General features: G+C 69.2%; 15 protein-coding genes. 4 read left to right on the top strand and 11 right to left on the bottom strand.

Features of this window, described 5'->3' with window-relative positions:
• Nucleotides 1-54: 54 nt before the first annotated feature.
• The 8 genes from OG574_RS34160 to OG574_RS34125 all read right to left on the bottom strand — a co-directional run bounded on the left by OG574_RS34160 (nucleotide 55) and on the right by OG574_RS34125 (nucleotide 6,641).
• A complete protein-coding gene (locus OG574_RS34160) occupies nucleotides 55-387 on the bottom strand; it encodes a metal-sulfur cluster assembly factor (protein WP_100592412.1) in 333 nt (110 codons plus the stop codon).
• A complete protein-coding gene (sufU, locus tag OG574_RS34155) occupies nucleotides 384-845 on the bottom strand; it encodes a Fe-S cluster assembly sulfur transfer protein SufU (protein ID WP_100592411.1) in 462 nt (153 codons plus the stop codon). The genes OG574_RS34160 and sufU overlap by 4 nt, the downstream gene beginning before the upstream one ends.
• Nucleotides 846-861: 16 nt before the next feature.
• Nucleotides 862-2,118: a cysteine desulfurase gene (locus OG574_RS34150; protein WP_100592410.1), complete on the bottom strand. Its 1,257-nt coding sequence runs from the start codon at nucleotides 2,116-2,118 to the stop codon at nucleotides 862-864.
• On the bottom strand, nucleotides 2,115-2,879 hold the full coding sequence (sufC, locus tag OG574_RS34145; RefSeq protein WP_100592409.1) for a Fe-S cluster assembly ATPase SufC: 765 nt from the start codon (nucleotides 2,877-2,879) through the stop codon (nucleotides 2,115-2,117). Before sufC ends, OG574_RS34150 begins: the two co-directional genes overlap by 4 nt.
• A gap of 7 nt (nucleotides 2,880-2,886) precedes the next feature.
• Nucleotides 2,887-3,219, bottom strand: coding sequence for a non-heme iron oxygenase ferredoxin subunit (locus OG574_RS34140; protein ID WP_326776339.1), 333 nt, complete (start codon nucleotides 3,217-3,219; stop codon nucleotides 2,887-2,889).
• Nucleotides 3,219-4,397 carry a Fe-S cluster assembly protein SufD gene (gene sufD, locus OG574_RS34135; protein ID WP_100592407.1) on the bottom strand — a complete coding sequence of 393 codons (1,179 nt, stop codon included), beginning with the start codon at nucleotides 4,395-4,397 and terminating at the stop codon, nucleotides 3,219-3,221. Before sufD ends, OG574_RS34140 begins: the two co-directional genes overlap by 1 nt.
• Nucleotides 4,398-4,458: 61 nt before the next feature.
• The gene (gene sufB / locus OG574_RS34130; RefSeq protein ID WP_326776338.1) at nucleotides 4,459-5,883 is read right to left on the bottom strand and encodes a Fe-S cluster assembly protein SufB; all 1,425 of its coding nucleotides are present in this window, start codon (nucleotides 5,881-5,883) and stop codon (nucleotides 4,459-4,461) included.
• Nucleotides 5,880-6,641, bottom strand: coding sequence for a helix-turn-helix transcriptional regulator (locus OG574_RS34125; RefSeq protein WP_326776337.1), 762 nt, complete (start codon nucleotides 6,639-6,641; stop codon nucleotides 5,880-5,882). The genes sufB and OG574_RS34125 overlap by 4 nt, the downstream gene beginning before the upstream one ends.
• Before the next feature lie 161 nt (nucleotides 6,642-6,802).
• Between OG574_RS34125 and OG574_RS34120 the strand changes: the two genes are divergently transcribed.
• From OG574_RS34120 to OG574_RS34105, 4 genes are all read left to right on the top strand, one after another.
• Nucleotides 6,803-7,597: an aminoglycoside N(3)-acetyltransferase gene (locus tag OG574_RS34120; RefSeq protein ID WP_326776336.1), complete on the top strand. Its 795-nt coding sequence runs from the start codon at nucleotides 6,803-6,805 to the stop codon at nucleotides 7,595-7,597.
• Between the two features lie 55 nt (nucleotides 7,598-7,652).
• Nucleotides 7,653-8,576, top strand: a complete 924-nt coding sequence (locus tag OG574_RS34115) for an ABC transporter ATP-binding protein (RefSeq protein WP_326776335.1) — start codon at nucleotides 7,653-7,655, stop codon at nucleotides 8,574-8,576.
• A gap of 181 nt (nucleotides 8,577-8,757) precedes the next feature.
• Nucleotides 8,758-9,528 (top strand): ABC transporter permease, encoded by a 771-nt coding sequence (locus tag OG574_RS34110; protein ID WP_326776334.1) that lies wholly within the window; start codon nucleotides 8,758-8,760, stop codon nucleotides 9,526-9,528.
• Nucleotides 9,529-9,606: 78 nt separating this feature from the next.
• Entirely contained in the window at nucleotides 9,607-10,611 is a 1,005-nt protein-coding gene (locus OG574_RS34105; protein ID WP_326776333.1) for a COX15/CtaA family protein, read from the top strand.
• A 22-nt stretch (nucleotides 10,612-10,633) separates the two neighbouring features.
• On the opposite strand, the gene OG574_RS34100 is transcribed toward OG574_RS34105, so the two are convergent.
• The 3 genes from OG574_RS34100 to OG574_RS34090 all read right to left on the bottom strand — a co-directional run bounded on the left by OG574_RS34100 (nucleotide 10,634) and on the right by OG574_RS34090 (nucleotide 13,254).
• Nucleotides 10,634-11,764 (bottom strand): amidohydrolase family protein, encoded by a 1,131-nt coding sequence (locus tag OG574_RS34100; protein ID WP_326776332.1) that lies wholly within the window; start codon nucleotides 11,762-11,764, stop codon nucleotides 10,634-10,636.
• A 94-nt stretch (nucleotides 11,765-11,858) separates the two neighbouring features.
• Nucleotides 11,859-12,206 carry a hypothetical protein gene (locus tag OG574_RS34095; protein WP_326776331.1) on the bottom strand — a complete coding sequence of 116 codons (348 nt, stop codon included), beginning with the start codon at nucleotides 12,204-12,206 and terminating at the stop codon, nucleotides 11,859-11,861.
• A gap of 94 nt (nucleotides 12,207-12,300) precedes the next feature.
• Nucleotides 12,301-13,254, bottom strand: a complete 954-nt coding sequence (locus OG574_RS34090; RefSeq protein WP_326776330.1) for a heme o synthase — start codon at nucleotides 13,252-13,254, stop codon at nucleotides 12,301-12,303.
• Nucleotides 13,255-13,511 lie beyond the last annotated feature (257 nt).

Here is a 13,511-nt window from a genome sequence, read left to right as displayed (position 1 = left end):
CCCCGTGCCGGGAGCACAGGGGGCCGTACGGGTGTGACGAACCGGAGGGAGCGATCAGACGTTGAAGCCGAGCGCGCGCAGCTGCTCGCGACCCTCGTCGGTGATCTTGTCCGGGCCCCACGGCGGCATCCAGACCCAGTTGATCCGGAGCTCGTTCACGATGCCGTCAGTGGCCGACTTCGCCTGGTCCTCGATGACGTCGGTCAGCGGGCAGGCCGCGGACGTGAGCGTCATGTCGATCGTGGCGATGTTGGCGTCGTCGATGTGGATGCCGTAGATCAGGCCGAGGTTGACGACGTCGATGCCCAGCTCGGGGTCGACGACGTCGTAGAGGGCCTCGCGGACCTCTTCCTCGGACGCCGGCTTCGTGGTCACAGTCTCGCTCATGCCGTCTTCCTTTCCGCGCCGTCCAGCGCCTGGGCCGTCGCGTCCTTCCACGCCATCCAGCTCAGGAGGGCGCACTTCACACGGGCCGGGTACTTGGAGACACCGGCGAACGCGACCGCGTCCTCCAGCACCTCCTCCATCGCGTCGTCGGGCTCGATCCTGCCCCGCGACTGCATCAGCTCCAGAAAGGTCTCCTGGATCTTCTGCGCCTCGGCCAGGTCCTTGCCGACGAGCAGCTCGTTCAGCACAGAGGCCGAAGCCTGGCTGATCGAGCAGCCCTGGCCCTCGTACGAGACGTCACTGATCGTCGAGCCGTCGTACTTCACGCGCAGCGTGATCTCGTCGCCGCACGTCGGATTGACGTGGTGCACCTCGGCGTCGCCATCGCGCAGACCGCGCCCGTGCGGGTGCTTGTAGTGGTCCAGGATGACGTCCTGGTACATCGAATCCAGCTTCACGTTCCCAGCCAGCCCCTCAGCCGAAGAAGTTCCGTACGTGCTCCAGGCCGTCGATCAGCGCGTCGATCTCGCCGGGCGTGGAGTACAGGTAGAACGACGCTCGCGTGGTCGCAGGAATTCCGTAGCGCAGGCAGACGGGGCGGGCGCAGTGGTGACCCACGCGGACCGCGATGCCTTCCTCGTCCAGGACCTGGCCCACGTCGTGCGGGTGGATGTCACCGAGCGTGAACGAGATCGCGGCGCCGCGGTCCTCGGCCGTGGTGGGGCCGATGATCCGCAGGTCCGGGACCTCAAGGAGACGCTTCACCGCGTACTCGGTGATCGCGTGCTCATGCTGGGCGATCTTGTCCATGCCGATCGAGGTCAGGTAGTCCACGGCCGCGCCGAGGCCGACGGCCTGGGCGATCGGGGGCGTACCCGCCTCGAACTTGTGCGGCGCCGGAGCGTACGTCGACGAGTGCATGGAGACGGTCTCGATCATCTCGCCGCCGCCCAGGAAGGGCGGCAGGTCCTCGAGAAGCTCCTGGCGTCCCCACAGGACGCCGATGCCCGTCGGGCCGCACATCTTGTGGCCGGTGAAGGCCACGAAGTCGGCCTGCAGCGCCTGCACGTCGAGCACCATGTGCGGGGCGGCCTGGGACGCGTCGATGAGGACGAGCGCGCCGACCTCCTGGGCGCGGCGCACGATGGCCTCGACCGGGTTGAGCGTGCCCAGGATGTTGGAGACGAGGACGAACGAGACGATCTTCGTCTTCTCGGTGATGATCTCGTCGATGTTGGAGAGGTCGAGGCGGCCGTCGTCGGTCAGCCCGAACCACCGCAGCTTCGCGCCCGTGCGCTGCGAGAGCAGCTGCCACGGCACGATGTTGGAGTGGTGCTCCATCTCCGTGATGACGATCTCGGTCTCGTGGTCCACGCGGTAGGGCTCGTCGGCCCAGCCCAGCATGTTCGCCACGAGGTTGAGCGACTCGGAGGCGTTCTTGGTGAAGATGACCTCGTCGCGGCTCGGTGCGTTGATGAAGGCCGCGACCTTGTCACGAGCACCTTCGTACAGCGCCGTGGCCTCCTCGGCGAGCACGTGCACGCCCCGGTGCACGTTGGCGTTGTGCTGCTCGTAGTACTCACTGAGCGTGTCGATGACCTGCCGCGGCGTCTGCGAGGTCGCCGCGTTGTCCAGGTACACGAGCTTCTTGCCGTCGTGAAGTACCCGGTCGAGGATCGGGAAGTCCTTGCGGATCGCCTCGGTGTCGAGGAGGCCCGGCAGCTGTGTCACGCGGATGCGCCGCCCTTCGTGTATGCCTCGTAGCCCTCGGCCTCGAGCTTGTCGGCGAGCTCGGGGCCGCCGGACTCGACGATCCTGCCCTGCGAGAAGACGTGGACGAAGTCCGGCTTGATGTAGCGCAGGATGCGCGTGTAGTGCGTGATCAGCAGGGTGCCGACCTCGCCGGTCTCGCGGACGCGGTTGACGCCCTCGGAGACCTGGCGCAGCGCGTCGACGTCGAGGCCGGAGTCGGTCTCGTCGAGGATCGCGATCTTCGGCTTGAGGAGCTCCATCTGGAGGATCTCGTGGCGCTTCTTCTCACCGCCGGAGAAGCCCTCGTTCACGTTGCGCTCGGCGAAGGCAGGGTCCATCTGGAGCTGCTCCATCGCGGTCTTGACCTCCTTGACCCACGTGCGCAGCTTGGGGGCCTCGCCGCGGATCGCGGTGGCCGAGGTGCGCAGGAAGTTGGAGACCGAGACGCCGGGGACCTCGACCGGGTACTGCATGGCGAGGAACATGCCGGCGCGGGCGCGCTCGTCGACGGACATCTCGAGGACGTCCTCGCCGTCGAGGGTGACGGTGCCCTGGGTGATCGTGTACTTGGGGTGACCCGCGATGGAGTAGGCGAGGGTCGACTTGCCGGAGCCGTTCGGGCCCATGATGGCGTGCGTCTCGCCCTGCTTCACGGTCAGGTCGACGCCCTTGAGGATCTCCTTGGTGGAGTTGTCGGCCTCGACGGTGACGTGCAGGTCCTTGATTTCAAGCGTTGCCATGGGTGCCTCAGGACTCCTGGGAGAGGGAGACGAGTACGTCGTCCCCTTCGATCTTTACGGGGTAAACGGGGACGGGGCGCGTCGCGGGAAGGCCGGACGGCTTACCGGTACGGAGGTCGAACGCGGAGCCGTGCAGCCAGCACTCGATCTGGCAGTCCTCCACCTCGCCCTCGGAGAGCGACACGTTCGCGTGCGAGCAGATGTCGTTGATCGCGAACACCTCGCCCTCGGTGTAGACGACCGAGATCGGCGTGCCGTCGAGTTCCACCCGTTTCGGGGTGTCCTCCTCCAGCTCGCTCAATCCGCAGGCCCGGGTGAACCGGGCACGGTCGAAGGCCATCAGACGGAAGCCTCCAGCTCGGCCTCGATCTTGGCGAGCAGGCGCTCCTGGACGTCCGGCAGACCGATCTGCTGGACGAGCTCGGCGAAGAAGCCGCGGACCACCAGGCGACGGGCCTCGTCGGCCGGGATACCGCGCGAGCGCAGGTAGAAGAGCTGCTCGTCGTCGAAGCGGCCGGTCGCCGAGGCGTGGCCCGCGCCGACGATCTCGCCGGTCTCGATCTCCAGGTTCGGGACCGAGTCCACCCGGGCGCCGTCGGTCAGCACGAGGTTGCGATTCAGCTCGTACGTGTCGGTGCCCTCGGCGGTGGCCTCGATGAGGACGTCGCCGATCCAGACGGCGTGCGCGTCCTGGCCCTGGAGCGCGCCCTTGTAGGCGACGTTCGACTTGCAGTGCGGGGCCGCGTGGTCGACCAGGAGGCGGTGCTCCTGGTGCTGGCCGGCGTCGGTGACGTACAGGCCGAGCAGCTCGGCCTCGCCGCCGCTGCCCGCGTAGTTGACGCGCGGGTGCAGGCGGACGAGGTCACCGCCGAAGGTGACGACGACGGACTTGAAGGAGGCGTCACGGCCGATCAGCGCGTTGTGCTGCGCGACGTGGACGGCCTTCTCGTCCCAGTCCTGCACGGAGACGACGGTCAGCTTGGCGCCGTCGCCCAGGATGTAGTCGACGTTGGCGGCGAGCACCGCGTCACCGGTGTGGTCGATGACCACCACGGCCTCGGCGAACGCGCCGAGCTCGATGACCTGGTGCGCGAAGGCCGTACCGCCCTCGCCGTGCACAGCGATGCGAATGGGCTCCGTGAGCACCGTCTCCTTGGGGACGGACACGACCGAGGCCTTCTCGAAGGACGAGAACGCCTGGGCGGCGACGCGGTCCACCGGCTTGCCGGCCTTGCCGACGCGGGCGTCGTCGCGCCCGACGGTCTCCTGGGTGACGCCCGCGGGGGCGGTTACCTCGACGCGGAGGCCGCCCTGGGCGACCGCCGTCCCGTCGTGCAGGCCGCGCAGCCGCTCGAGCGGCGTGAACCGCCACTCCTCCTCACGGCCGTGCGGGACCGGGAAGTCCGCGACGTCGTAGGACGGGGGCGCGCTCATGCGCGTGGCGACGGTCGACTCCGCGGCCACCGCGATCGAGCCGGAGGTGGTGGAACCCACCGGGATGTTCTGAGCCTCAGCCATGGCTGTCGTTGTGCTCTCTTCCTACGTCAAGAAATCTGGCGGCTGCTTTTCGGGCGGCGGGTCAGCCGACCGCACCTTCCATCTGCAGCTCGATCAGCCGGTTGAGCTCGAGGGCGTACTCCATCGGCAGCTCCTTCGCGATCGGCTCGACGAAGCCGCGCACGATCATCGCCATCGCCTCGAACTCCGTCATACCGCGGCTCATCAGGTAGAAGAGCTGGTCGTCGGAGACCTTGGAGACCGTCGCCTCGTGGCCCATGGACACGTCGTCCTCGCGGACGTCGACGTACGGGTACGTGTCGGAGCGGGAGATCGTGTCGACGAGCAGCGCGTCGCACAGCACGTTCGACTTGGAGCCGTGGGCACCCTCACCGATCTCGACCAGCCCGCGGTACGAGGTACGGCCGCCGCCACGGGCCACCGACTTCGACACGATGTTGGAGGAGGTGTTGGGCGCCATGTGGACCATCTTGGAGCCGGCGTCCTGGTGCTGCCCCTCGCCCGCGAAGGCGATGGACAGGGTCTCGCCCTTGGCGTGCTCGCCCATCAGGTAGACGGCCGGGTACTTCATGGTGACCTTGGAGCCGATGTTGCCGTCGATCCACTCCATGGTCGCGCCCTCGTACGCCACGGCGCGCTTGGTGACCAGGTTGTAGACGTTGTTCGACCAGTTCTGGATGGTCGTGTAACGGCAGCGGGCGCCCTTCTTCACGATGATCTCGACCACCGCGGAGTGCAGGGAGTCCGACTGGTAGATCGGCGCCGTGCATCCCTCGACGTAGTGGACGTAGGCGTCCTCGTCGACGATGATCAGCGTCCGCTCGAACTGGCCCATGTTCTCCGTGTTGATACGGAAGTAGGCCTGGAGCGGGATCTCGACCTGCACGCCCTTGGGGACGTAGATGAAGGATCCGCCGGACCACACGGCCGAGTTCAGCGACGCGAACTTGTTGTCGCCGACCGGGATGACCGTGCCGAAGTACTCCTTGAAGAGCTCCGGGTGCTCCTTCAGGGCCGTGTCGGTGTCCAGGAAGATGACGCCCTGCTCCTCCAGGTCCTCGCGGATCTGGTGGTAGACGACCTCGGACTCGTACTGGGCCGCGACACCGGCGACGAGGCGCTGCTTCTCCGCCTCGGGGATGCCGAGCTTGTCGTACGTGTTCTTGATGTCCTCGGGCAGGTCCTCCCAGGACTGGGCCTGCTTCTCGGTGGACCTCACGAAGTACTTGATGTTGTCGAAGTCGATGCCCGACAGGTCCGAGCCCCAGTTGGGCATGGGCTTCTTGTCGAAGAGGCGCAGGCCCTTGAGGCGGAGCTTGGTCATCCACTCCGGCTCGGACTTCTTGGCCGAGATGTCACGGACGACGTCCTCGTTGATGCCCCGCTTGGCAGAGGCACCGGCGGCGTCGGAGTCGGCCCAGCCGTATTCGTACTTGCCCAGACCCTCGAGCTCGGGGTGGGCAGTCTCCTCGATAGGGAGCGTCATGCGGGGTTCCTCCCGGCGGTGCTTGCGGATGCGTTTGTGTCGTTTTGTGTGGCGGTGGTCTTGGGTGCGATCTTCGGAATGAACGTCGTGCACACCCCGTCGCCATGGGCGATCGTGGCCAGCCGCTGCACATGTGTACCGAGCAGCTGGGAGAAGATCTCGGTCTCCGCCTCGCACAGCTGCGGGAACTGCTCGGCGACGTGTGCGACCGGGCAGTGGTGCTGACACAGCTGCTCGCCGACCGGTGCGCTTCGCGCCGTAGCAGCGTACCCGTCGGCGCTCAGGGCCTTGGCGAGGGCTTCCGTGCGCTCCTCGGGGGCGGCGGACTCGACGGCCGCCCGGTAGGCACCGGCCTGCTCGGCGATCCTGGCGCGGGCGAAGGCGACGACGGCCTCCTCGCCTCCCTCGCGCTGCGCGATCCAGCGCAGGGCGTCGGCGGCGAGCTTGTCGTACGACTGGTCGAAGGCGTCCCGGCCGCAGTCCGTCAGGGCGAACACCTTGGCGGGACGGCCGCGCGTACGGGCTCCGTAGATCTTCTGTTCACGTGCTTCGACGACCTCGTCGGCAGCCAGCGCGTCGAGATGGCGGCGCACCGCGGCCTGGGTGAGGCCGAGGCGGCCGGCCAGATCTGCGACGGTGGACGGGCCGTGGTCCAGGATGGAGCGGGCGACCCGGTTGCGCGTCGAGCGCTCACCGGTCGCGATCTCCTCCTGCGGGGCCCCCTGGGGGGCCTCCTGAGCCTCGCCGACGTATTTCACAACGCCATTGTTGCGTAATTCCTCAGGGCCTGACAAGCGGGGTCCGGAACGATCTCCGGTGCACTGCATCACTTAGGCATACCTAAGATGACCTGCGAAAACGATCTTTGATCGATCAATTCGGTGGTGCCGCCCCACCTCTGCGGAGAACACTGCACCCCATGCCTGTACCCCCTCCCACCGGCCCACTTGTCACCCGGACCACCCTCACCACCGACCTCCGTGCCCTCGGCGTCCTCCCCGGCGAGACCCTCCTCCTCCACTCCTCCCTGAGCGCGCTCGGCTGGGTCTGCGGAGGGGCCGTTTCCGTGGTCCAAGGTCTGCTCGACGCGCTTGGACCGAACGGGACACTCACCGTCCCCACGCACACCGGCGGCAACTCCGACCCGGCCCAGTGGCGCAGGCCCCCAGTGCCTCAGGAGTGGTGGGCCGGGATCCGCGCGTCGATGCCCGCGTACGACCCGGCGATCACGCCCGGCGACGGCATGGGCACGATCGCCGAGACCGTCCGCCGCTGGCCCGGCGCGCTGCGCAGCGCGCACCCCCAGACGTCTTTCGCGGCGCTCGGGCCGCGGGCCGCCACGATCACGGACGGCCACGCCACCGACTGCTCCCTCGGCGAGCACAGTCCGCTGGCCCGCCTGGAGGAACAGAACGCGCGCGTGCTCCTCCTCGGCACGGACTTCTCCACCTGTACGGCCTTCCATCTCGCCGAGTACCGGATGGCCTCCCCGAGGACCGAAATGGGACGTGCGGTCCTCACCCCCGTCGGCCGGCGCTGGGAGACGGTGACCGAGGTCGACGTCAGCGCCGACGGGTTCGACGAACTCGGCGCGGACTTCGAGCGCGACGGCGCCGTCGTACGCGGCCGGGTGGGCGGGGCGGACGCCCTGCTCTTCCCGGTGGCCGACGCCGTCGCGTACGCCCAGGGATGGCTGGCGAGACACCGGGCCTGAGCGCCGAGGGCCCCGCCCTCCGGGGACTCGCGGCGCGTCCTTAGACTTGGCGCTCATGCGAAGCGAGCCCGTCGTCCGGATCCAGAGTCTGGTCAAGCGGTACGGAACCAAGACCGCGGTCGACGGCCTCGATCTGGAGGCCTCGGCCGGCATCACCGCCGTCCTCGGCCCCAACGGCGCCGGAAAGACCACCACGATCGAAACCTGCGAGGGCTACCGCCGTCCGGACGCGGGAACGGTCCGGGTCCTCGGCCTCGACCCCGTAGCCCAGGCCGGCGAACTGCGACCCCGGATCGGCGTGATGCTGCAGTCCGGAGGCGTCTACTCCGGCGCCCGCGCGGACGAGATGCTCCGCCATACGGCGAAGCTCCACGCGCACCCCCTGGACGTGGACGCGCTGATCGAGCGCCTCGGCCTCGGCAGCTGCGGCCGCACCACGTACCGCAGGCTCTCCGGCGGCCAGCAGCAGCGCCTCGCGCTCGCCATGGCGGTCGTCGGCCGCCCCGACCTCGTCTTCCTGGACGAGCCGACCGCCGGCCTCGACCCGCAGGCACGCCGCGCGACCTGGGACCTCGTACGGGATCTGCGGGCCGACGGCGTCTCCGTCATCCTCACCACGCACCACATGGACGAGGCGGAGGAACTCTCCGACGACGTCGCGATCATCGACGCGGGCCGCGTCATCGCGCAGGGCTCCCCCGAGCAGCTGTGCCGCGGCGGCGCCGAGAACACCCTGCGCTTCTCCGGACGCCCCGGGCTCGATGTCGCCTCGCTCCTCAAGGCCCTCCCGATGGACTCCGCGGCCGCCGAGCTCACCCCCGGCTCGTACCGGGTCAGCGGCGAGGTCGACCCGCAGCTGCTCGCGACGGTGACATCGTGGTGCGCGCAGCACGGCGTGATGCCGGAGAAGATCTCGGTCGAACGCCACACCCTCGAAGACGTCTTTCTGGAAATGACCGGCAGGGAGCTGCGCGGATGAACATGGCCCAGCCGACTCCCGGGCCGGGGGTCCGGGGGTTGTCCCCCGGGAAGACACAGCCTGGAAATGACCGACAGGGAGCTGCGCGGATGAACAAGGCCCAGCCGACCCCCGGCCGGGGGCCCGGGGGTTGTCCCCCGGGAAGACACAGCCTGGAAATGACCGGCAGGGAGCTGCGCGGATGAGTGTCGCCGGTACGTACACGCCGAAGCCGGGGGCCGCGCCGCTGTCCCGCATGATCGGCGCGCAGGCCGTCCTCGAGACGAAGATGCTCCTGCGCAACGGCGAGCAGCTGCTGCTCACCGTCATCATCCCCACCCTGCTGCTCGTCCTGTTCAGCGCGGTCGACATCGTCGACACGGGCGACGGGAAGGCCGTGGACTTCCTGGCCCCGGGCATCCTCGCGCTCGCCGTCATGTCGACCGCGTTCACGGGCCAGGCCATCGCGACGGGCTTCGAGCGCCGCTACGGCGTACTCAAGCTGCTCGCGTCCTCGCCACTGCCGCGCTGGGCCCTGATGACCGCGAAGACGCTGTCCGTGCTGGTCACCGAGGTCCTCCAGGTGATCCTCGTGACGGTGATCGCCCTCGCGCTCGGCTGGTCCCCGCAGGGCAACCCGCTCGCCGTGCTGCTCCTGCTCGTCCTCGGGACGGCGGCGTTCTCCGGGCTCGGCCTGCTCATGGCGGGCACGCTCAAGGCGGAGGCGACGCTGGCCGCCGCGAACCTGGTCTTCCTGCTCCTGCTCGTCGGCGGCGGCGTCATCGTGCCGCTCGACAAGTTCCCGGACGCGGCACAGTCCGTCCTCGGGCTGCTGCCGATCTCGGCGCTCTCCGACGGGTTGCGGGACGTCCTTGAGCACGGCGCGGCGATGCCGTGGGGCGACCTCGGGATCCTCGCGGTCTGGGCGGTCCTCGGCCTGGGCGCCGCGGCGCGCTTCTTCCGCTGGGAGTAGGCCGTACGGCACGTGCGGGGCGTCACAATCGTCCCGGATCGGCCCCCTCGTGAAGACATGCACAAGCGGCGCCCTACGATGGGGCCCGTGCCAAACGTGACCCCCGCCGACGCCGCCCGAGCCGTGCGCAACCCGCTCGCCTTCATCGCCGAACGCTGGACTCCCGCTCAGCGGACCGTCCGGCGCGCCGCGCTCTCCGCCGTCGTCATGACGGTGGTCATCGTGGTCACCGGCGGCGCGGTGCGCCTGACGGGCTCGGGCCTCGGCTGCCCGACGTGGCCCAAGTGCACCGACGAGTCCCTCACCGCGACGAGCGCGATGGGCTTCCACGGAGCCATCGAGTTCGGCAACCGCATGCTGACGTACGTCCTGTGCGCCGCGGTCGGCTGGGCGATCATCGCCGCCCGCTCGCAGAAGCCGTGGCGGCGCGGCCTGACCCGGCTCGGCTGGGCCCAGTTCTGGCTCGTCATGGGCAACGCCGTCCTCGGCGGCATCGTCGTCCTCGTCGGCCTCAACCCGTACACGGTCGCGGCCCACTTCCTGCTGTCCACCGCGCTGATCGCGGTCGCCACGGTGATGTGGCAGCGCACTCGTGAGGGTGACGCCGCACCGCGCCCCCTCGTCGGCAAGGCCGTGCGGCAGCTCGTCTGGATCCTGACGGCGGCCACCGTGGCGCTGATCATGGTCGGCACGGTGGTGACGGGCTCGGGCCCGCACGCCGGCGACTCCAGCGACGTGGAGCGCATGCCGCTCGACTGGGAGACCATCAGCAAGGCGCACGCCGTCCTGGCGTGGATCGTGGTGACGCTGACGTTCGCCCTGTGGTTCGTCCTCAAGGCGGTCGACGCCCCCAAGGGCCCCCTGCACCGCACCCGCGACCTGTTCCTCGTGCTGCTCGCGCAGGGCGTCATCGGCTACGTCCAGTACTTCACCGACCTGCCCGAGGTCCTCGTCGGCCTGCACATGCTGGGCTCGGCCCTGGTGTGGATCGCGGTCCTGCGGGTCCTGCTGTCACTGCGGGAGCGCCCGCTGGGCACGGCTGAGGTCCCGGCCCAGGCGGACCCGGCCCTCTCCAGCGTCTGAACCGAACAGCCCGCGGCCCGGGTCAGCCGCCCTGCGCGGCGCCCGTGCCGCTGAGGCCGTAGACCCGCTGGGCCGTCACCGAGCCGATCATCCCGGCGACCCGCTGCGCGTCCGCCAGGGACCACGCGCCCTCCGAGACCCAGCCGCCGAGCACCCGTCCGAGCGCCTCGCGGAACAGCCGCGCCCCCACCACATGCAGCTCAGGCAGGCCGTGCGCGCCGCTGGAGAACAGCAGCTTGCCGAACGGGGCGAGTTCCAGGATCTCCGCGAGTACGGCCGCCGCGCGCGCCCCGGTTCTGGCGAGCGCCGGGCCGAGGTCCGCGTACACATGCGGGAAGATGCCGGCGAGGTGCGCCGCGTGCCGGTGGTACGGGTAGCCGTGCAACAGGATCAGGTCGGTGCCGAGTCCGGCCGTGGCGCGGGCGAAGTCGGTGAGCAGGACCGGGTCGGTGCGGTCGAGACGCAGGCCGGGTTCGCCGAGTCCCGCGTGGAGTTGCAGCGGCCGGCCCGAGGCCACCGCGATCCACAGGAGATGGCGCAGGAGCACGGGGTCGGTGAGGGATCCGCCGACGCGGCGCGCGGCGAGCCAGCGTCCCGCGGCTCCGCGCACTTCACCGGGTCCCGGCGGCTGGGGCGCGAACGCGAGGCCGTGCCGTACGCCCGCCACCGAGGTGAACGCGACGGCGTGCGCGGCGGCGGCGTGCACGGACTCGGCGAGGTTGGCGAGCAGGGACTCGACGGTGCCCGAGGTGTCGGCGACCTGCTCGGCGAGGAGTTCGAGGCGGACGATCTCGTGCGCGTCCGCGTCGCCGACGGAGGCCATCTCGCGCGGCCCGGTCAGGTCGCCGGGCAGTCCCGTGTCGACCAGGTACGTCGTGATGCCGCTGCCCCGCAGCAGTCTGCGGCCCGACTCCAGGACGCCCAGTTCGCGGCGCCGCGCGAGGTAGCGGGCGGGCGGGCAGTGCGGTTCGAGGCCGAGGAGCGGCGGACACCAGCGGCGTACGGCGAAGCCGGTCTGGGTGTCGAAGAAGGTCGTGCCGGGGGCGGGCGGGCGGTCGCCCCGGCCGAGATGGGCCTCGAAGGTGCCGAGGCCGAGTTCCGTCCGCAGTACCCCGTGGCAGTACTGGTCCACGAGGGATGGCGTATCGATCATCCGGGCTCCCGTAGATGGACGTGCTTCTACGGTCCTAACGGGTGAAACCTGCGTCAGGTGTTGGTCTCGTACACCTGACGCATTGGACGGGCGGCTACTTGTTGCTCGGGCCGCCGACCTGGATGCCCGCCATGCGGGTCCATTCGTACGGTCCGGTCTTCACCTTGGCGGCCATCTCACCGTCGAAGTCCTCGCGGATCGTGATCCCGGCCTTCTCGACGGCCTTGCGCGCGATGGCGTCGGAAGACGCCACGAGGTTGCCCCAGCCGCCGTCCTCGCCGACGAGCGCGATGCGCGTGCCGCGCTCCCCGAGGTACGCGAGCTGTCCCTCGGCGCCGCCGTGCTGCTTGGCGAACGTCCCGATCTCCCGGGCGAGCCGGGCGGCCCTGCGCTCGTCCTTCGCCGTCTGCTTCGGGTCGTCAACCGCTTGAGTGTCTGCCATGGACAGGATGCTACTGACAGGTAGATCAACTGGCGACGGGAGGGGGGCGTGGCCTTGGCCACTCCCCCCTCCCGTCGGGAAATTCCTGGGTGGGTCAGCGCAGGAAGGGGTCCACCGCGACCGCCACGAAGAGGATCGAGACGTAGGTGATCGACCAGTGGAAGAGGCGCATCTCCTTGAGCTTCGCGCCCGACACCTCGGCGTTGGCGCGGTTCTGCAGCCCGTGCGCCTCCCACAGCCAGAACCCGCCGGCCAGAAGGGCGACCGCCGTGTAGAACCAGCCGGTGTAGCCGAGCGGCGTCAGGAGCAGGGAGACGGCGACCATCACCCAGCTGTAGATGACGATCTGCTTCGCGACCACCTTGTTCGAGGCGACGACGGGCAGCATCGGCACGCCCACGCGCGCGTAGTCGTCCTTGACCTTCATGGACAGCGGCCAGTAGTGCGGCGGCGTCCAGAAGAACATGACGAGGAAGAGGATGACCGGGGCCCACGACATCGAGTTCGTGACCGCGGACCAGCCGATGAGGACCGGCAGGCAGCCGGCGATGCCGCCCCAGACGATGTTCTGCGAGGTGCGGCGCTTCAGGATCATCGTGTAGACGACCACATAGAAGAGGAGAGCGCCGAGCGAGAGCCAGGCGGAGAGCCAGTTGACGGCCAGCCCGAACAGCAGCGTGGAGATGACCGCGAGGGAGATGCCGAAGGCGAGGCACTCCCGGGGGCTGACCATTCCGGTGACCAGTGGCCGCTGCGACGTGCGCTCCATGAGCGCGTCGATGTCACGGTCGATGTACATGTTCAGCGCGTTGGCACCGCCCGCGGAGAGGTAGCCGCCGAGGCAGGTGAGGAACACCAGCTTCAGGTCGGGCACACCCTGCTGCGCGAGGAACATGACCGGAACCGTGGTGATCAGCAGCAGTTCGATGATCCGTGGCTTGGTCAGCGCCACGAATGCCTTGAACCGGGCCCCGAGCGGCCGTTGGCTCGGGCTGATGCTCGTCCCGAGTTGCCCCGCTGGACGGGATTCGACGGCCGTCACGCACACCCCTGACAGAGACTCCCAGCAAGCCCCCGGATGTGAAGTCCCGGTAAAGGCTCGCGCGTACCACGCCACTGTAGACGTTGCCTATACCTGGCTCTTCGTGGGGGTCGGTTCGTGTTTCGGAGCACCCCAGATGAGCAGTCGAACATTCACTTGTCGAGCGGCGCGGATGCCCGTCAGGAGGCGGATTCCGGCACGGCCCGGCAGTCTGGATTGAGTCGAAAAAATGCGCGTACTCGCAGGGGTAGGCTCGACAACAG

The sequence above is a fragment of the Streptomyces sp. NBC_01445 genome (assembly GCF_035918235.1).
Taxonomy (GTDB): Bacteria; Actinomycetota; Actinomycetes; order Streptomycetales; family Streptomycetaceae; genus Streptomyces.
This window is presented reverse-complemented; position numbering and strand designations above follow the sequence as displayed.